Origin of the sequence: Sphaerisporangium sp. NPDC088356, from assembly GCF_040685555.1 — a bacterium.
Lineage (GTDB): Bacteria > Actinomycetota > Actinomycetes > Streptosporangiales > Streptosporangiaceae > Sphaerisporangium.
On the sequence record NZ_JBFBIK010000081.1, the window covers coordinates 16,037 to 33,617 of the forward strand.

Consider the following 17,581-nt stretch of genomic DNA (forward strand, 5'->3'; position numbering starts at 1 on the left):
CCTTCTCACACCGGGCTTCTCATGGCCCGCCGCTCCAGCACCCTGAGGATCGCCCCGGTGTCGGCGATGCCGTATCCGTAGTCGTAGTCGAACCCCACGTCGCTGCGGTCGACGGCGGTGCGGTGGAGCAGCGTGCGGAGCTGGCTCGGGGGGAGCTGGGAGGCGGGCCAGCGGGTGCGGAGCGCGGCGACGAGCCCGGCCGCCACCGGGCAGGCCGCCGAGGTGCCGGAGTCGGGCTGGTCGTCGCCGAACGCCTTCGAGCCGGAGAAGTGCGTGTAGGTGCAGATGTCGGGCTTGCGATCGCTCAGCCGCCCCGGCCCCTGCGAGGAGTAGCCCACCCTCTCGCCGTTGGTGTCGACCCCGCCGATGGACAGGACCTGCGGGTGGGAGTTGGCGCCGACGATGGGACGGCCCTTGTAGGCGCACCGCCGGTCCTTGCACTCGGCCCCGCAGTTACCGGCCGCGAACAGGATGTCGGCGCCCGCCTGCTCCAGGCTTCCGACGATGATGTTGAAGGGATGGGCCGCGTTGTCGGAGTAGTTCCCCGGCTGGCCGGGTGCGAGATCCCACGCGGGGGAGAACGAACCCCAGCTGTTGCTGATCACCAGGGCCCGGGTCGCGCCGGGCTGCGCTTCGAGGACCGTGCGCAGGTGGGCGAACGCCGCCACCGCGTCGGAGAGCAGGCCGTCGATGGCCGTGCCCCCCGGCCGGCGGGACAGCAGGACCGGGACGTCGATCAAAGACGCCCCCGGAGCGGCGATCAGCGCGTCGAAGGCGCACATCGTGCCGTGGTCGACGGCGAACGACCCTGCCTTGCCGGAGACGCCGCCGGGAATCCAGCTGCGGTCACCGTCGATCGTGATGTCCCTGCCCAGTTGGTGGGTGACGTGGGCGGCGTTGATGCCGGTGTCGCACACCGCGAGCGCCACGCCCGTGCCGTCGTAGCCCTCGGACCGCAGTCGCGTCACGTCGAGCAGGCGGGCGACGTCCTGCCAGGTGCCCACGGGAGGGGTGCCGCCGCAGGTGAGGCTGGTCTCGATGACCGGATCGGCGTAGACGCCCACCACGTCCATCCGGCGGCCGGGCAGCAACGCCAGGCGCGCGGAGCTCACGTCGTCGGAGATCTCGCCCCTGACCAGCACCGACGCCTCCTCCGGCGCCATGGAGAAGACCAGCGGCTGGTGCAGCGACAGCGGATCGCCCCCCGTGGTGGCGGGCTGCGCCTGGGGGAGGGCGACGGGGGTGAACGAGTGGTCGAGCGCGACTCCGGGAAGCTCGCCGGTGACGTCGGCGGTGGTCGCGACGAGGTCGGGGGCGGCGACGGCGGCGACGACGTCGGGGGAGGGACGGAGCTGGATCAGGACCCGCATGAGGACACCACCCTGAGATCGCGAAGAGGGGACGTCACAACGTTCCAGCATTCGCTTGACCACGTCCACCAGCAGAAATGCCGTGTCATCGGGCATTTCCCCGCGAAGGCCTGCGAAGCATCGTGGGAAATTTCCGGGCGTCCCACGTCTCGATGTGGTCGCGCGTAAGGCTTCCGCCGGACGCGGCGGTTGGCTACGTTGAGACGCATGATCGCCGAGGTGGACATGCCATCAAGTCCCGGATCCGGTACGGAAGGAGACCACCGGCTCCCGGTGCGCCCGAGGCTGGTGCTCGCCAGCGCGTTCATGCTCTTCCTGGAGCTGGCGCTGATCCGCTGGACCGGCTCCAACATCGTGCATCTCAGCTACTTCACGAACTTCGTGCTGCTGGGCTCCTTCCTCGGCATCGGCCTGGGCTTCCTCCGCGTGGGGCGCACCACCAGGCAGCCGTACTACTCGCCGGTCGTCCTCGCGGCGCTGGTGCTGATCGTCCTGTTCTTCCCGGTGACGGTGAACCGCGAGACCGAGGGCGTCATCTACTTCACCAGCCTGTCGACGAGCGGGCCGCCCGCCTGGGCGATCCTCCCTGTGGTGTTCACCGCGGCGGCGCTCGTGCTGATGGGGCCCGCGGAGCTGGTCGGCAGGTGCTTCCCCGAGCTTCCCCGGCTGGAGGCCTACCGCTACGACCTCATCGGCAGCCTCACCGGCATCGCGATGTTCTCGCTGCTGTCGTTCGCGAGCGCGCCGCCGGTCGCCTGGGGCCTGATCGCCGCCGTCGCCTACGGGGCGCTGCTCCAGCCCCGTTCCCTGATCCGCTACCTCGGGCTGGTCGCCCTGCCCTCGCTGGTGGTCGTCGGCGCCCTGATGGTGGAGACGCTGACCCCGGGCACGCTGTGGTCCCCGTACTACAAGGTGAAATACGAGCGCACCGACTTCAGCGGTGTTCCCATCATGAACATCGCGGTCAACGGCATCCCGCACCAGCAGGCGATCCCCGCGGCCAACCGCCTGCAGTGGGAACGCCAGTACGCCCTGCCGTACGAGCGGGCCGCGGCGGCGAGCCTCGACGACGTGCTCATCGTGGGCGCGGGCAGCGGCACCGACGTGGCCATCGCCCTGTCCAAGGGCGCCAAGCACGTGGACGCGGTCGAGATCGACCCCAAGCTGAGGGAGCTCGGCGGCACCTTCCACCCCGACCAGCCCTACAGCGACCCGCGCGTCACCACCCACATCACCGACGGCCGGGCCTTCCTGGAGCGCACCGACAGCAAGTACGACCTCATCCTGTTCGCCCTGCCCGACTCGCTCACCCTGGTCTCCGGGGCCAGCTCGCTCCGCCTGGAGAGCTACCTGTTCACCCAGGAGGCCATGCGCGCCGCGCACGACCACCTCAAGCCGGGCGGCGCGTTCTCGATGTACAACTACTACCGCGAGCAGTGGCTGGTCGACCGGCTCGCCTCCACCGCGCAGGCCGCCTTCGGCCACAAGCCCTGCGTGGACGAGGTCGGCTCCGGGCAGCAGGCCGTGATCACCGCCGGGGTGACCCCCGACGCGCAGCGCTGCGTCGGCGAGTGGGCCGGCGCCAAGGCCGACACCCCGCCCCCGGCGGTGGACGACCGCCCGTTCCTCTACCTCCACGGGCGCGACATCCCGTCCATCTACCTCATCGCGCTCAGCCTGATCCTGCTGGTGAGCATCGTCGCGGTCCGCGCCGTCGCCGGGCCGTTCCGCCGCATGCGCCCCTACGCCGACCTGTTCCTGCTCGGTGTCTCGTTCCTGCTGCTGGAGACCAAGAACGTCACGGGCTTCGCGCTGCTGTTCGGCACGACGTGGGTGGTCAACGCCATCGTGTTCGCCGGGGTGCTCGTGGCGGTGCTGGCCGCGGTGGAGGTGACCCGGCGCTTCCGCACGCCGCCGCTGCCGGTCATGTACGCGATCCTGCTCGGCGGCCTGGTGGTCGCCGCCCTGGTGCCCAACTCGTGGCTGCTCGGGCTGCCCCTGCCGCTACGGGCCCTGTTCGCGGTGGTCGTCGCGTTCATGCCGATCTTCGCCGCCAACGTGGTTTTCGCCAAGCGCTTCTCCGACACCGCCGACGCGACCGTCGCCTTCGGCGCCAACCTCCTCGGCGCGATCCTCGGTGGCTGCCTCGAATACCTCTCCCTGGTCATCGGCTACGAAGGCCTCCTGGTAGTGGCAGGCCTCCTCTACCTGGGCGCCTTCGCCCTCCTGCCCCGCACCGCGAGAGCCGTTTGACGCGCTCCCCGGCCTGAACTGAAGGCCGGGGATTCAGCCCGTGCCGCGTGTTCACGCGGCACCTCTGTGGTTTCCTGCTTCACCGGGCTGTGCCACCGCACGCCAGCCGGGCCTTGACCCGGTTGTTCGACCCCTTCGCCTTGCGGGACAGCACCCGCTGCAGCCGCTTGAGTTTCTGCTCCGCGCGGCGCAGGAAACGCGGGGCGTCGATCTTCCGCCCGTTCGACAAGACCGCGAAGTGGCCCAAACCGAGGTCGATGCCGGTCTCAGCATCAACCAGCGGGAGCACCTGCCGGTCGGCCTCGACCACGAACGAGGCGAAGTACCGCCCGGCTGCGTCCTTGACCACGGTCACACTGGACGGTTCGGCGGGCAGGTTCCGCGACCAGCGCACCTCCAAATCGCCGATCTTCGGCAGGCGCAGGCGGCCCTGCCCGGTAATCGAGAACCGGGAGTTGCTGGTGAACCGGATCGCCTGCCGGTTGTCCTTCCGGGACCGAAACCGGGGCGGGCCGACCTTGGCCCCCTTCCGCTTCCCAGACAGCGAGGCGAAGAAGTTGCGGTAGGCGGTGTTCAGGTCCGCCAGCGCCTGCTGCAACACCACGGCCGACACCACACCCAGCCACACCCGCTCGGGCGTCTTCTTCGCCTCGGTAACGACCCGCTTGGACAACTCGGCGTCCCTGACATACGGCAGGCCCGCCGCGTGAGCTTCCTGCCGCATACGCAGCCCGTCGTTGAACACCACCCGCGCACACCCGAACGCCCGAGCCGGCACCTCACGCTGACCGGCGTCCGGGTAGACCCGGTAGTTGTACCGAAGCTGCAAACCCTGATTTTACTATTGGTCTATGGCCGAATATGGGAACATCAGAACCGGCAGGCACTGTGTTTTGTCCTGAATGCCCATTTGGTTTTCCTGACCAAGTTCCGGCACCGGGTGTTCACGGGAGCCCATCTGGAACGCATGGAGCAGATCATGCGGGACGTGTGCGCCGACTTCGAGTGCGAGCTGGCCGAGTTCAACGGTGAAGCCAATCACGTCCACCTGCTGGTGAACTTTCCGCCCAAGGTCGCCCTGTCCAAGCTCGTCAACTCGCTGAAGGGCGTGTCCTCACGGCGGATGCGGCAGGAGTTCCCCGAACTGGCCCGCCACTACTACCGGGCGAACAAGCTGTGGTCGGGCTCCTACTTCGCCGGGAGCGTGGGAGGTGCGCCGATCAGCGTCCTGCGCCAGTACATCGAGCAGCAGAACCGGCCCACTTAGAGCACGCTCGGGCCTGGCGGCCCTTCCGCGCGGGCCTTCACCCCCAGCCTGAAGCCGAAGGCCGGAACACTGGCCCGCATCTCGGTAGCACTTCTCCGCGAGCCAAGGGGGGTGTCACCGGGGCTGCGCGTGTCGCCGTCCTGCTCGCCGCCGCCCATTCCCGTCGCGGTGGCGAAGCACCTGAGCTGTTGCCGAAGCAGCAGGACGGGACCCGAGCCGCGGACCCCGTAGTGCGGGTCCGCGCCGGGCACGTTCAGGACGGTGCGCCAAGTGGGTCTTCTCGGCCCTTTCACGGCGGGCCACCGCCGGCGGCGGTGGCCCGGGGGTCAGAAGCCGCAGGATTCGGCGAGGGTCTTGGCCGCGGTCTTGCTCTGGTGGTTGGGGGTCGGCGTCCGCGAGGGGGTGGCGGTGCCGGGCGTGCGACTTGTCGACGGGCCGGCCGTCGAGCCGCTGGGGGTGGGGGTCGCGTCGGAGCCGATGGACCCGGACGGGCTCGCGTCGGGCTTGGCGGTCACGCCCGCGGCGAGGGTGCCGCCGCTGGAGAGCTCGGATTCCTTGAGCGCCTGGGTGGTGAGGCGGCGGATCTTGAGCCAGTCCGCCGCGCCGGGCCAGACGGTGGGGGGTACGAACTGCAGGCTGGTCGTCTTGGCGTCCTTGACCTTCAGGGCCAGCGGCACCAGGTGCTCCAGCAGGTCGCGCGGGATGTCGGTGCGGAACATGTGCCGGGTGGCGGTCGCGATCTTGCCGAAGTTCGCGAGCACCGTACTGGGCGTGGCCTGGTTGAGGAGCGCGCCCATGACACAGCGCTGCCGCGACATGCGCGAGAAGTCGTCGCTGTCGACCCTGGACCGGCCGTACCAGAGCACGTGCTCGCCGTCGAGCCGCTGGTAGCCCGCCTTGATGGTGCCGGCCGTGCCGAAGTGGCCGCCCCACTTGATGTCGCTCTCCACGCGGATCTTCAACCCGCCGATCGCGTCGATGAGGGCGGCGAAGCCGTACATGTCGACGATCGCGTAGTAGTCGACCTTCAGGCCCAGGGTGTAGCCGATGGCGCTCTTGAGCTCGTGGGGGCCCTTGCCCTTGCCGAGGTGGTCCTCGGCGTACTGCCACACCTCGTTCAGCAGGCCCTGCCCGGAGTCGCCCGTGAAGCCGTTGGGGAACCGCGCGGCCAGCGGGTCGCCCTTGGGGAAGCGGACGAACTGCAGGTTGCGGGGGAGGCTGAACATCACCGCGTTGCCGGTCCTCACGTCGACGCTGGCCACGGTCATGCTGTCGGTCCGCACGCCGGTCCTGTCACCGGCGGCGTCACCACCGATGAGCAGGAAGTTGACGCGGCGCCGGCCGTTCCAGGGGTCCTCCTGCTTGACCGGGGTCACGGTCTCGCCCGGCTCCGGAGCGCTGGTGAAGATGGTGTTCGCGGTCTGGCGGACGGTCATCATGCTGCTCGCCGTCAGCGCGAAGGGCGCCATGACGCTCACGCACAGGATGCCGACCACGATGCCGGAGGCCACCTGGCCTGCCTGGGGGAGCCGGTCGGGCCCGAGGGCAATGTAGGAGGTGATGACGAGGGTGAACCACGCCAGCGCGCCGACGGCCGCCGCGATGATCAGGGCCACCAGGGTGCTGTCCTTGACGGCGAGCCCCAGGTTCGACCCGATGACGGTCGCGAGCACGATGCCGCCGACGAGGACGAGGCCGAAGACCCCCAGCAGGATGAAGCCGGTGCGCCGCTGCCCCGCGCGAAGGTGGGCCGCGCCGGGGACCAGCGTGGACAGCGCCGTCCATCCGATGACGGACGCCGTGGTGGGGGCCTTGGCGAAGCGGGGAGGCGTGGCGGCCTGCCGCTTGGGAGCGGGTTTCTCCGGGCCGTCTCCGGCCGCCTCCCCCGCGGTGCCGCCCAGAGGCGTGGTCACAAGCGCTCCCTCATGACTGTTGGAATCCAGCCGTAACCAGCGGAAACCCATGGCCGGCCCCCCGTAGGTTCACGGAATTCCAGGATTCTAACCCCCATACCTGGACATCACTGACGCAAAGCCAATATTGGGGAATCGGTCGGTGACAAGTCTCTTAACGCGGCATCCCGCCTGACAGCCGATGTCAAGCCGCCGAGGCGGAATGTCAGGCCGCTACGAGGTACTGGAGGCGGGGGCGAGCCAGGTGTTGCACTGGTAGGCCTTGGTCCGCTCGTATCCCTGCCTGAACCAGCGGCCGCTGTTGGCGGGCGTGCCGTGATCGCGCGGGTACCCGGGCCAGTCCCCGACGTTGGAGAAGAAGTAGAACAGGTTGGCGCGGCGGGCCGGAGGGATCGGGTAACTCGCCGCCACAGACCTCATCCACATGCCGCTGAAGCAGTTGGCCTGCAGCTCGTACCTGCGGCTCAGAGCCAGCTTGCCGCTCTGCGACCGCGCGGCCAGCGTCTTGGCCCACCAGGAGTTGGCGAGCCCGGACAGCTGCTGGACGTGATGGCCGTACTCGTGGGCCATCATGCCGATGATCGCGCCGTGCCAGCTGGAGAGCGAGCCGTACCCGCGCTGGTCGCCCCTGCCGCGCGCGAGCGCCGTGGTCGAGGCGTAGATGGTGGTGTTGCGCGGGCAGTAGTAGGGCACGATGCTGCCCCGCTGGGGGAAGTCGCCGCACGCGCCCCGGCCGCCGCGCGCCGTGACGGCGTACCTCGGAGGGGCGAAGGCGATGCCGGTCCGCCGCAGCGCCGGAGACCAGGTCCGGCTCATGCACTGGCCCGTCTTCAGGATCAGTGCCTTCAGCTGGGCATCGTTGAAGATGTTGGTGGCGGAGGCGCGGCAGGAGGTACGGGGCAGCGTGCCGACCCGGTAGACGGTGTTCCCGGTCAGGGTGGTGTTCAGCGCCTGCCTGGTCGTCTTGGTCTTCGTGTCCGACGGGGATTTCACCGTCTCGGGTCTCCGGCTCGCCTGGGTGTCGCCCTCGGGGGACGACCGGGTGGGGTACGGGACCGGTGTGTACGGGTCGAACGTCGGAAGCGCCACGGGCGAGATCGGCTCGGCGTGCCTGGCGCTCTTCAGCGCCGCCGAACCGATCACGAGCAGGACGAACACGGCGGCGACCACGCCGAGAAGGCCGCCGATGACCGCACCCGCGCTCGACTTGCGCTTCGGCGGGCGCCAGTTCGGCGCCAGGTGCCCCGGCGGGCCGTACGGGCCCCGGGGCGGGCCGGGCGGGCCGTTCCACCCCCCGGACGGCGGCGGGAAGGGCGCGGGCGCCTGGCCGCCGGGAGGCGGGGGAGCCTGGTACGGGGGCCCGGGTTGCCCGGGGGCCTGCGCCGGCGGGTACGGCTGCCGGTAGGGCTGGCCGGTTCCCCGCGGCGGGTACGGCTGCGCGGGACCCTGCCCAGGGTGCGGCTGCCCGGGATTCTGCCCCGGGTGCGGCTGCTGCCCCGGATAGGGCTGCTGGGCCGGACCCTGCCCCGGATAGGGCTGTTGCCCGGGGCCCTGTGCGGGGCCCGGGTACGGGAGCTGTGGGGGCGGCCCCTGCGGGGGGTAGCCCTGGGGCGGCTGCCGCGGTCCACGGGGCGGGTACGGTTGCCGCGGCGCGTCCTGCGGCCCCGGACCGTTGACCCAGCCCTGATCATGCGGCGCCGGACCGCCTTCCCGGCCCGGATCCTGTGGAGGCGGATACGGATGGCGTCCCCCGGGCGGCGGCGGTGGCGGTGGTGGATGCTGTCCGTTGGTACCCATTCCGTGCGCCCCCTTTCCCGGCCTCAGAAGGCCGAGACGACTCCCCAGTCACAAGATCCACATTCTGGAGCATTTTGGGCATAACTGCACTGAATTCCCAGTAGTCACGGAAGTAGCGGTATCTGGTTACATTCTGAAATCATCCAAGGTGATCTCTGCGATGTTCCGGATTCGCCGAGCCCCTCTGCCCTAGCTTCGATTCCATGAATCTGCAGCAGCTCCGTTATGTGGTCGCCACTGCGGAGCACCGCACCATGACCGACGCGGCCAGATCGCTTTACATCGCGCAGCCCGCGCTTTCGCGCGCGATTCGCGACCTCGAACGTGAGCTCGGCATGACCCTTTTCGCTCGCTCGGGCCGGGGAGTCGTCGTGACGGCCCAGGGCCGCCGCGTCGTCAAGCTCGCCAAGGAGGCGCTCGACGCCGTCCACGAGATCGAGGCGCTCGCCACGCACACGCATTCCGGGGCGAGCGAGCTGCGCATCGCCTCGCCCCCGAGCCTGGAGCCGGGGCTGGCGGGCCGCCTACTTCCCTCCTACGTCTCCGAGCATCCGGGCGTACGCGTGCAAATCGTTCGGTGTGACGGCCGTGACGGTGTCGTGAACGCCATCCGGGAGCAGCGCGCCGACCTCGGGCTGACCGACCTGCCCGTGCCGGCCGACCTGGTCAGCCATCCGCTCGAACGGCAGGAGATCGTGCTGATCTCGCCTCCCGGGCTGGACCTCCCCGAGTCGATCCCGATGATCCGCATGAACGGCATGAGGCTCGTGCTGCCGCTGCCGGGCAGCGCCCGCCGCAGGGAGTTCGACCAGCTCTTCACCACCTACGGGGTGCGCCCGGTCGTGGCCGCCGAGACCGACGAGCGCGGCGGCTGGCCGGCCATGATCCGGTCCGCCTCGGCCTCCCTGCTCGGGTACCGGGGGATGTCGGAGCAGGCCGTGCGGGCGGGCCTGGTGGTCCGCTCCCTCGACCCGCCGCTGCGCCGGATCATCGCGCTCGTGCACGCGCGCAAGCGCCTCCCGGGCATGGCGCAGGACTTCCTTACCGTCGCCGAGAGCGGTTCAGCGATCTGAGCCGTTTTGGAGCGTTCCCGTGACACCGGGACGCTGTGCGGCGGCGTCGGATCCCTGTCCGGCGATGCTGGCGTACGCTTGCGGCGATGCATACTCTGCGCCTGCGTGACCGCGAGTTCCGGCCAGGCGAGTTCGCCGTCATGGCCGTGGTGAACCGCACCCCCGACTCCTTCTACGACCAGGGCAGGACCTTCGGCTTCGACGCCGCGATGTCCGCCGTCACCGAAGCGGTCCGCGCCGGGGCCGACATCGTGGACATCGGCGGGGTGAAGGCGGGCCCCGGTGAGACCGTGGACGCCGCCGAGGAGATCCGCAGGGTCGCCGACCTGGTGGCCGCCGTGCGCCACGCCCATCCCGACCTGGTGATCAGCGTCGACACCTGGAGAGCCGAGGTCGGCGAGGTCGTCGCCCAGGCCGGAGCCGACCTGCTGAACGACACCTGGGGCGGTCCCGATCCCGCTCTGGCCGAGGTCGCCGCCAAGCACGGCATCGGGCTGGTGTGCGCCCACGCCGGAGGCGTCACCCCGAGGACCCGGCCGCACCGCGTCGCCTACGACGACGTGGTGGCCGACGTCGTCGCCCACACCGCCGGCCTCGCGGGCCGTGCCGTACGGGCCGGCGTGCGCGAGGACGCGATCCTCATCGACCCGGCGCACGACTTCGGCAAGAACACCTGGCACTCGCTGGAGGTCAGCCGCAGGCTCTCGGAGATGGTCGCCACAGGGTGGCCGGTGCTCGTCGCCGTCTCCAACAAGGACTTCGTGGGAGAGGCGCTGGGCGGGCTCCCGGTGGGGGAGCGCCACGCGGGCACCCTCGCCACGCTGGCCGTCTCGGCCTGGCAGGGGGCACGGGTCTTCCGCGTCCACGACGCCGCCTCGGCCAGGGCCGCCCTCGCCACGGTCGAGCGGCTCCGGCGCGGCTGAGCTCAGGTGTAGATGACCGACAGGAACCTGATGAGGATGGCCTCGCGGGTCGCGGCCGGCAGGGCGTCGAGCACCGAGTTGACCACCGCCATCTCCGGCCGGCCGTCGCCGCCCAGCCGGACGCCGACCGAGGCGGCCAGCTCCGTGAACGTCGCGTCGTCCAGCGCGTCCAGGTCGAGCGAGGCGAGGATCCCGGTCAGCCCCTCGGGGATCGGCGCGGGCCCCCTGTCCCTCGCGGCCGCCGCCGACGCGGCGATCACCTCCAGCATGGCGTCCACCCCGGCGAGGGTGACCCCGGTGACCGTGACGTGCAGGTTGGCGGGGATGCCCGCGTACGAAAGCTGCGGCTGCAGGAACCATCCGAGCTTGCGCGCCTCGTCGGACAGCACGAACACGTCCACGCCGTCCTCTCCCGTGAACGCGACCAGCGAGGACTCCGGCTCGCCCAGCACCCGCAGCCCGGGGATCGCGCCGATGCCCGCGACGAGCCTGCGGGTGGCCTCCAGCGTGCTGCGGGCGAGGTCGAGGTAGCCGCCGCGCCCGAGCGCGTTGAGCGTCGCCCACGCGCCCCCGAGCGGGCCCGCCGACTTCGAGCTCTGCACGGTCGTGTTGATGACCGTGTACCCCGGCCAGGCGGCCGAGGCGAAGTACGCGGCGCGGCGCAGCGCGGGGTCGGCGAAGAGCACGACCGAGGCGCCCTTGGGCGCGTAGCCGAACTTGTGCAGGTCGCAGGAGATGGACGTCACGCCCGGCACCGACAGGTCGAAGGGCGGGACCGCCGCCCCCGCCTCCGCCAGCCACGGCAGCAGCCAGCCGCCGACGCAGGCGTCCACGTGGCACAGCGCCCCGCGCGAGGCCGCCAGCGCCGCGATCTCGGTGACCGGGTCGACCACGCCCTGCGGGTAGGAGGGGGCGGACGCCACGACGAGCACGGTGTCGGGCGTGATCGCCGCCGCCACGGCCGCCGGATCGGCCCGGAACGTTCCGGGGTCCACGGCCACCGGCACCACCTCGACCCCCAGATAGTGCGCCGCCTTGTGGAACGCCGGGTGCGCGGTCACCGGCAGCACCATGCCCGGCTTCCCCGCGACGGGACGCGCGTCCCTGGCGGCCTTAACGGCCAGCATGATCGACTCGGTGCCGCCGCTGGTGAAGATGCCCGGGGTGTGCGGGCCGCCGCCGAGAAGCTCCGCGACCGCCCCGACGACCTGCTTCTCCATCGCGACGATGCTCGGGAACGCCGTCGGGTCCAGCGTGTTCACTTCGAGCATCTCGAAGTAGGCACGCGCGGCGGCTTCGTGCACCTCGGGGCGCCCGGTGTCGTAGACGTACGCGGTGACCTTGCCGCCGCGCACCGGCAGGTCGTCGCGCCTGAGCCGGGCGATCTCGGCGAGGAGCTCGTCGGCCGTACGGCCGTTCTCGGGAAGCACGCGGTTCTCCCTTGTCGCACGGGCTGGCACGGGTGGCACTGGTGGCACGGGTGGCGCCAGGTGGCACGGTGGCGCCGGACGTAGGGGTGACGTACACGATTGGCGAGGGACATTACCACGCCAGCCCATACATAACGGGCACTAGATCATCACGCGTCCGCACGAGCGGATCAAGAACGGGAGAGCGGCAGCCGCACGACGGCGCGTAGCCCCGGGGAGGCGTCCTCCAGGTGGACCGAGCCGCCGTGGGCCCGGACGGTCTCGCGGACGATGGCGAGGCCGAGCCCCGCCCCGCCGTCGTCGCGGCTGCGCGAACTGTCGAGCCGGGTGAACCGGTTGAACACCCGCTCCCAGTCGGCCTCGGGGATCCCCGGCCCGTCGTCCGTCACCGTGATCAACGCTTCCGCCCGCGTCGCGCGCAGCTCCACCCCGACGTGCGCGCTCGCGTGCCGTACGGCGTTGTCCAGCAGGTTGACCAGCACCCGCCCGAGGTCCAGCGCGTCGCCGTCGACGACCGCCGGCGACGCCGCCACGACCTTGACCACGGTGTCGTCGTACCGGCCGGCGGTCGCCTCGACCAGCTCTCCGAGGTCCACGGGCTGCCACCGGGCCGGGCGCCGCCGCTCGTCGAGGCGTGCCAGGGTGAGCATCCCCTCGGCCAGCCGGCTGAGGCGCAGGGTGTCCTCCAGCACGCCCTCCGCGGTCTCCGGCCACTCCTGCCCCTCCGGATGGCCGAGCGCGACCTCCAGCTGAAGCCGGATGCTGGCCAGCGGGCTGCGCAGCTCGTGGGCCGCGTCCGAGATCAGGGCCCGCTGGGAGGCCTCGGCCGCCTCCAGCCGCGCCAGCATGTCGTTGAGCGTGGTCGCCAGCTCGTGCACCTCGTCGCGCGCTTCTGGCACAGGGAGCCGCCGCGCCCTGGCCGTCCCGCTGATCTCCGCCGCGCCCCGGCGCAGCGCCGTGATCGGCCGCAGCGTGCGGCCGATGATCAGCCAGCTCGCGGCGCCGAGCAGGACCAGCAGCACGGGCGTGCCGACGGCCAGCATGTGGACGGTCGCGGTGAGGCTGTCCGCGACGTCCTTGAACGACCGCGCGGCGATCACCGTCCTGCCGTGGTCGGCGTGCAGGACGACCACGCGCAGCGGGCCGGGAATGCCGTACGGGCTTCCGTCCACGAACCGGCCGCGGCCGTCGGGCGGCACCTCTTCCCGCTCGCGGGCGCTCACCAGGGGGACCAGGCGGTCGGCGCCGAGCGTGATGTGGGTGATGCGGCCCCGGTCGTCGAGCACCTGGATGATCGTGCCGTCCGAGACCGCGACGGGGTCGGACAGCCGCCCGTCGTCGGCCAGGGCGACCACCTCCCTCGCCCGCTGGTAGGCCACCTCGTCGGTGGAGGTGACCAGGGCACGGCCGAGCACGCCCACCAGCAGCGAGGCCGCCGCCGCGAGCGCCAGCGCGAGGACGGCCGAGGCCGTGGCCGTCAGCCGGAAGCGCAGGCTCTTGCGCCGCCACCAGGCCAGCGGCGACCGGTCAGCCGCCATCGCCCACCAGCCGGTAACCCGCCCCGCGCACGGTCTGCAGGGCGTTGCGCCCGAACGGGACGTCGATCTTCCTGCGCAGGTAGCCCACGTAGACCTCGACCACGTTGGGATCGGTGTCGTAGGTGTCCCAGACGTGCTCCAGGATCTCGGTCTTGGACACGACCTCGCCCGGCCGGCGCAGCAGGAACTCCAGCAGGCCGAACTCGCGCGGCGTCAGCTCGATCGGGGTGCCGCCGCGCGCGACCGAGCGGCCCGCCGGGTCCAGCGTGAGGTCCCCCGACCGGAGCACCGCGGGACGGCGCCGGGCGCCGCGCCGCAACAGGGCCCGCAGCCGGGCCACCAGGACGACGTAGGAGAACGGCTTGGTGAGGTAGTCGTCGGCGCCGAGGTCCAGCCCGTCCGCCAGGTCGTACTCCCCGTCCTTGGCCGACAGCATCAGGATGGGCACCCAGTTCTCCTCGGCCCGCAGCCGCTTGCAGACGTTGTAGCCGGAGAGCCTCGGCAGCATGATGTCGAGCACGACCACGTCGTAGTCGCCCTCGCGGGCCAGGTGCAGGCCGTCCTCGCCGTCGTGGGCCAGGTCGACGGCGAAACCCTCCGCCTGCAGCCCGCGCCGCAGCGCGGCGGCCATCCGCCTCTCGTCCTCCACGACGAGCACGCGCATCCGGACTCCCCCCAAAACGTATGTGTCCCCCCATCTTCGCCTGTCCCGGCTGAGACCCGCCTGAGAGCGGGCACCCGGCCACCGGCCCCGCCGGCTGCGGAAAGCCTCCGGGCCTGAGAACCCTCTCAGGCTGTCTCAGCTTCGGCACAGGGACCGGGATGCAGTCTGCCGAGTATCGGATCGAGAAGACTTACCGTTGAGGAGTGACATGCCGTCCCAGTCCAGAAGAGCACGCGCCGTGAGGTGGGGAGTCCCGGTCGCCGCCATCGCCGTGGTGGGAGCCGCGATCGGCGCGGCACCGGTCATCGCCGCCGTCCAGGGCGATCCCTCCCTCCCCGACCGCACCGCCGGGCAGCTGCTCGCGGAGGTCGCGAAGACCGCGCGGCAGCAGGCGCCGCCCGCGATGTCCGGCACCGTCGTGGAGACCGCCTCCCTCGGCCTGCCGGCCCTGCCCCTGCCCGGGGGGTCGAGCAGCTCGCCGATGTCCCTGCTGTCCGGTTCCCACACGCTCAAGGTCTGGTACGGGGGCGACGGCCGGCTCCGGCTCGCCCTGCCCGGACCCATGAGCGAGACCGACGTCATCCGCACGGGCAGCGGCGAGGCCTGGGTGTGGCAGAGCGACATGAACACCGCCACGCGCTACAAGGTGCCGCAGGGCACCAGGGCCGGTAGCGCCGACGGCGCCGAGGCCGCGCACTCCGCGATGCCCACCGCCACGACCCCGGCCGAGGTGGCCGCCCAGGTGCTCAAGGCGGCGGACGCGAGCACCGCGATCACCGTCGAGAACGGCCAGCACGTCGCGGGCCGCGCCGCCTACCAGCTCGTCCTCACGCCCAAGGACACCTCGTCCCTGGTCAAGCAGGTCAAGCTCGCCCTCGACGGGGAGAACTACATCCCGCTGCGCGTCCAGGTCTTCTCCAAGGGCGCCTCCGAGCCCGCGTTCGAAGTGGGCTTCACCCAGGTGAGCTTCTCGGCGCCCGCTCCGGAGAACTTCGCGTTCACCCCGCCGGCCGGCGCGAAGGTCGAGGAGAAGACGCTCGGCGCCGAGGGCGCGCCGAGCGCGGAGAAGGGCATGGAAGCAGGCGGGCAGGCCCCCGGGAAGGGCGCCAAGGGGGTCCGCACCATCGGCGCGGGCTGGACCACCGTGGCCGAGGTGCCGTTCTCGCTCGCCGACCTGCGCAAGCCCGCGACGGGCGGCCGGGGCAAGTGGGACAACGGCGACCCCACCAAGGTCGTCGACTCGCTGCTCAAGTCGGCCAAGCAGGTCTCCGGGCCCTGGGGTAGCGGCAGGGTCATCCAGAGCAAGCTCGTGTCGGCGCTGATCACCGACGACGGCAGGCTGCTGGTGGGCGCCGTGACGCCCGAGGCGCTGGCAGAGGCGGCCGGCCGCAAGTGATGACGACGATGACGGGGGAGGGGGCGCACGAGGCGGCGCCCCCTCGCGGGGTCCCGTACCCGGCCTCGGACACGGTCTCCACGGACGGCTGCTCGATCGTCTCGCGCGGGCTCACCAAGCGCTTCCGCGGCGGGCAGGTCGCCGTCGACGATCTCCACCTGGCCGTGCCGCGCGGCTCGGTCTTCGGCTTCCTCGGCCCGAACGGGTCGGGCAAGACCACGACGATCCGCATGCTGCTCGGCCTGATGAACCCGACCAGCGGCGGCTGCGAGGTGCTCGGGCGGCCGATGCCCGCCGGGCTCGGCGCCGCCCTGCCGAAGGTGGGCGCGCTCGTCGAGGGCCCCGCCTTCTACCCGTACCTGTCGGGAGAGGCGAACCTGCGCCGGTACGACGCCGCCGACCCAACGGCCGACCCCCGTACGGTGCGGGCTCGCGTCGGCGTGGCGCTCGACCGCGTCGGGCTCGGCGCGGCGGCCGGCAAGCGCTACCGGGCGTACTCCCTCGGCATGCGCCAGCGCCTCGCCATCGCCGCCGCGCTGCTCGGCCCGCGCGAGCTGCTCGTGCTGGACGAGCCGACCAACGGGCTCGACCCGCAGGGCACCAGGGAGGTGCGGTCGCTCATCAAGGACATCGCGGCCGACGGCACCACCGTCTTCGTCTCCTCCCACCTGCTGACCGAGGTCGAGCAGATGTGCAGCCACGTCGGCGTGATGCGCACCGGCCGCCTGGTCGCCCAGGGGCCGATCGCCGAGCTGCGCGACGGCCACGCCCCGCGCGTGCGCGTGGAGAGCCCGCACACCGCCCAGGCCGCGTCCGTGCTCAACAACCTCGGGCTCGCCGACGTGCGCACCGGGCTGGACGAGGTCACGGCCGAGCTCGGCGCGGTCGCGCCGGAGCACGTCGTCGCCGAGCTGGTCGGGGACGGGGTCTCCGTACGCGGCTTCGCCGTCCTGCGGCCCAGTCTCGAAGAGCTGTTCGTCGGCCTGACAGGGGAGGGATTCGATGTCGACGGTTAGATCGGCAGAAACAGCGACAACGGCGCGCGCGCTCCCGCGCCCCGCCGAGCCGGAGGCGGCCGTGGCCGTGCCCGCGAGCCCCGGCGCGGTGCGCGCGGCGGTGCGGCTGCTCGGCTCCGAGCTCGGGCTCACCTTTCGCAGGCCGCGCAACATCGCGATGCTGGCGGTGCTGGCCATCGTCCCGGTGGTGATCGGCATCGTGCTCCGCGTGGTGGGCGGCGACGGTGACGCGCCGTCGCTCATCACGCAGGTGGCCGGGAACGGGCTGATGCTGACCTTCGTGGCGCTGGTGCTGCTGGTCCAGTTGCTGATCCCGCTGGCCGTCGCGGTCGTCGCCGGGGACGCCGTCGCGGGCGAGGCGAGCGGCGGCACCCTGCGGTACCTGCTCACCGCCCCCGCCGGGCGCACCCGGCTGCTGGCGGTCAAGTTCGCCAACGTGGCCGTCTTCGGGCTGGCCGCCTGCGCGGTCGTCGCGGTCGCCGCGCTGATCACGGGCTTCGCCCTGTTCCCGGTGGGGCCGGTCACGCTGCTGTCGGGGACGACGATCCCGCTCGTGGACGGGCTGCTGCGCGTCCTGATCGTCACCGGCTACAGCGCCGCGGGGATGGCCGCGCTCGGGGCCGTCGGCCTCGCCGTCTCGACGCTGACCGAGGTGCCCATCGGCGCCGTGGCGGCGACCGTCGTGACCGTGGTGTTCACCCAGGTCCTCGGCGTGATCCCGCAGCTCGCGCCGGTCCAGCCGTACCTTCTGACCTCCTGGTGGGGCTCCTTCGACGGGGCGCTGCGCGATCCGATAGCGACCGACGTCATGGGCCACGGGCTGCTCGTCTTCGCCGCCTACGCGGTGGTGTTCGGCTCGATCGCCTGGGGCCGCTTCTCCGGCCGCGACATCACGAGCTGAGCCGGGTCCGGGCGCTCGCGCACCCGGACCCGGCCGCGGG

Annotated in this window: 13 protein-coding genes and 2 pseudogenes; 8 read left to right on the forward strand and 7 right to left on the reverse strand. The window is 71.7% G+C overall.

The features are described from left to right. Positions 1-5: 5 nt before the first annotated feature. Positions 6-1,370, reverse strand: coding sequence for a S8 family serine peptidase (locus AB0O34_RS25550; protein WP_363919396.1), 1,365 nt, complete (start codon positions 1,368-1,370; stop codon positions 6-8). A 207-nt stretch (positions 1,371-1,577) separates the two neighbouring features. Here AB0O34_RS25550 and AB0O34_RS25555 point away from each other — a divergent pair, with 207 nt between their 5' ends. Beyond that, positions 1,578-3,623, forward strand: a complete 2,046-nt coding sequence (locus tag AB0O34_RS25555) for a spermidine synthase (protein ID WP_363919424.1) — start codon at positions 1,578-1,580, stop codon at positions 3,621-3,623. 106 nt (positions 3,624-3,729) lie between these two features. Here AB0O34_RS25555 and AB0O34_RS25560 read toward each other — a convergent pair. Further along, positions 3,730-4,452, reverse strand: a pseudogene (locus AB0O34_RS25560) (transposase); the annotation flags it as partial. Positions 4,453-4,474: 22 nt separating this feature from the next. Here AB0O34_RS25560 and tnpA point away from each other — a divergent pair. Beyond that, positions 4,475-4,890, forward strand: a pseudogene (gene tnpA, locus AB0O34_RS25565) (IS200/IS605 family transposase). A gap of 326 nt (positions 4,891-5,216) precedes the next feature. On the opposite strand, the gene AB0O34_RS25570 reads toward tnpA, so the two are convergent. Then, positions 5,217-6,803, reverse strand: coding sequence for an LCP family protein (locus tag AB0O34_RS25570; protein WP_363919398.1), 1,587 nt, complete (start codon positions 6,801-6,803; stop codon positions 5,217-5,219). A gap of 213 nt (positions 6,804-7,016) precedes the next feature. Beyond that, positions 7,017-7,961, reverse strand: coding sequence for a neutral zinc metallopeptidase (locus AB0O34_RS25575; RefSeq protein ID WP_363919400.1), 945 nt, complete (start codon positions 7,959-7,961; stop codon positions 7,017-7,019). Between the two features lie 28 nt (positions 7,962-7,989). Here AB0O34_RS25575 and AB0O34_RS25580 point away from each other — a divergent pair, with 28 nt between their 5' ends. From AB0O34_RS25580 to folP, 3 genes are all read left to right on the forward strand, one after another. Then, the gene (locus AB0O34_RS25580) at positions 7,990-8,208 is read left to right on the forward strand and encodes a hypothetical protein (protein ID WP_363919402.1); all 219 of its coding nucleotides are present in this window, start codon (positions 7,990-7,992) and stop codon (positions 8,206-8,208) included. 595 nt (positions 8,209-8,803) lie between these two features. Next, positions 8,804-9,673 carry a LysR family transcriptional regulator gene (locus tag AB0O34_RS25585; protein WP_363919404.1) on the forward strand — a complete coding sequence of 290 codons (870 nt, stop codon included), beginning with the start codon at positions 8,804-8,806 and terminating at the stop codon, positions 9,671-9,673. A gap of 86 nt (positions 9,674-9,759) precedes the next feature. Next, positions 9,760-10,596 (forward strand): dihydropteroate synthase, encoded by an 837-nt coding sequence (gene folP, locus AB0O34_RS25590; protein ID WP_363919406.1) that lies wholly within the window; start codon positions 9,760-9,762, stop codon positions 10,594-10,596. 2 nt (positions 10,597-10,598) lie between these two features. Here the strand turns inward: folP and AB0O34_RS25595 are convergent, their stop codons facing one another. The 3 genes from AB0O34_RS25595 to AB0O34_RS25605 form a co-directional block, all read right to left on the reverse strand. Then, the gene (locus AB0O34_RS25595; RefSeq protein ID WP_363919408.1) at positions 10,599-12,026 is read right to left on the reverse strand and encodes an aspartate aminotransferase family protein; all 1,428 of its coding nucleotides are present in this window, start codon (positions 12,024-12,026) and stop codon (positions 10,599-10,601) included. Positions 12,027-12,196: 170 nt separating this feature from the next. Further along, positions 12,197-13,564: an ATP-binding protein gene (locus AB0O34_RS25600; protein ID WP_363919410.1), complete on the reverse strand. Its 1,368-nt coding sequence runs from the start codon at positions 13,562-13,564 to the stop codon at positions 12,197-12,199. Next, the gene (locus AB0O34_RS25605; RefSeq protein WP_363919412.1) at positions 13,554-14,228 is read right to left on the reverse strand and encodes a response regulator transcription factor; all 675 of its coding nucleotides are present in this window, start codon (positions 14,226-14,228) and stop codon (positions 13,554-13,556) included. Before AB0O34_RS25605 ends, AB0O34_RS25600 begins: the two co-directional genes overlap by 11 nt. Positions 14,229-14,466: 238 nt before the next feature. On the opposite strand from AB0O34_RS25605, the gene AB0O34_RS25610 reads away from it, so the two are divergent. Genes AB0O34_RS25610 through AB0O34_RS25620 form a run of 3 tightly spaced genes read left to right on the forward strand, consistent with a single transcriptional unit; the run spans position 14,467 to position 17,541 of the window. Further along, positions 14,467-15,624, forward strand: a complete 1,158-nt coding sequence (locus AB0O34_RS25610; protein WP_363919414.1) for a DUF2092 domain-containing protein — start codon at positions 14,467-14,469, stop codon at positions 15,622-15,624. Positions 15,625-15,632: 8 nt separating this feature from the next. After that, positions 15,633-16,640: an ABC transporter ATP-binding protein gene (locus tag AB0O34_RS25615; protein WP_363919416.1), complete on the forward strand. Its 1,008-nt coding sequence runs from the start codon at positions 15,633-15,635 to the stop codon at positions 16,638-16,640. Next, entirely contained in the window at positions 16,627-17,541 is a 915-nt protein-coding gene (locus AB0O34_RS25620; protein ID WP_363919418.1) for an ABC transporter permease, read from the forward strand. The genes AB0O34_RS25615 and AB0O34_RS25620 overlap by 14 nt, the downstream gene beginning before the upstream one ends. Positions 17,542-17,581 lie beyond the last annotated feature (40 nt).

Coding starts and splice junctions, on each gene's coding strand:
- AB0O34_RS25550 (WP_363919396.1), bottom strand. CDS start 1,370: ATGCGGGTCCTGATCCAGCTCCGTCCCTCCCCCGACGTCGTCGCCGCC.
- AB0O34_RS25555 (WP_363919424.1), top strand. CDS start 1,578: ATGATCGCCGAGGTGGACATGCCATCAAGTCCCGGATCCGGTACGGAA.
- AB0O34_RS25580 (WP_363919402.1), top strand. CDS start 7,990: ATGACCGCACCCGCGCTCGACTTGCGCTTCGGCGGGCGCCAGTTCGGC.
- AB0O34_RS25585 (WP_363919404.1), top strand. CDS start 8,804: ATGAATCTGCAGCAGCTCCGTTATGTGGTCGCCACTGCGGAGCACCGC.
- folP (WP_363919406.1), top strand. CDS start 9,760: ATGCATACTCTGCGCCTGCGTGACCGCGAGTTCCGGCCAGGCGAGTTC.
- AB0O34_RS25600 (WP_363919410.1), bottom strand. CDS start 13,564: ATGGCGGCTGACCGGTCGCCGCTGGCCTGGTGGCGGCGCAAGAGCCTG.
- AB0O34_RS25605 (WP_363919412.1), bottom strand. CDS start 14,228: ATGCGCGTGCTCGTCGTGGAGGACGAGAGGCGGATGGCCGCCGCGCTG.
- AB0O34_RS25615 (WP_363919416.1), top strand. CDS start 15,633: ATGACGGGGGAGGGGGCGCACGAGGCGGCGCCCCCTCGCGGGGTCCCG.
- AB0O34_RS25620 (WP_363919418.1), top strand. CDS start 16,627: ATGTCGACGGTTAGATCGGCAGAAACAGCGACAACGGCGCGCGCGCTC.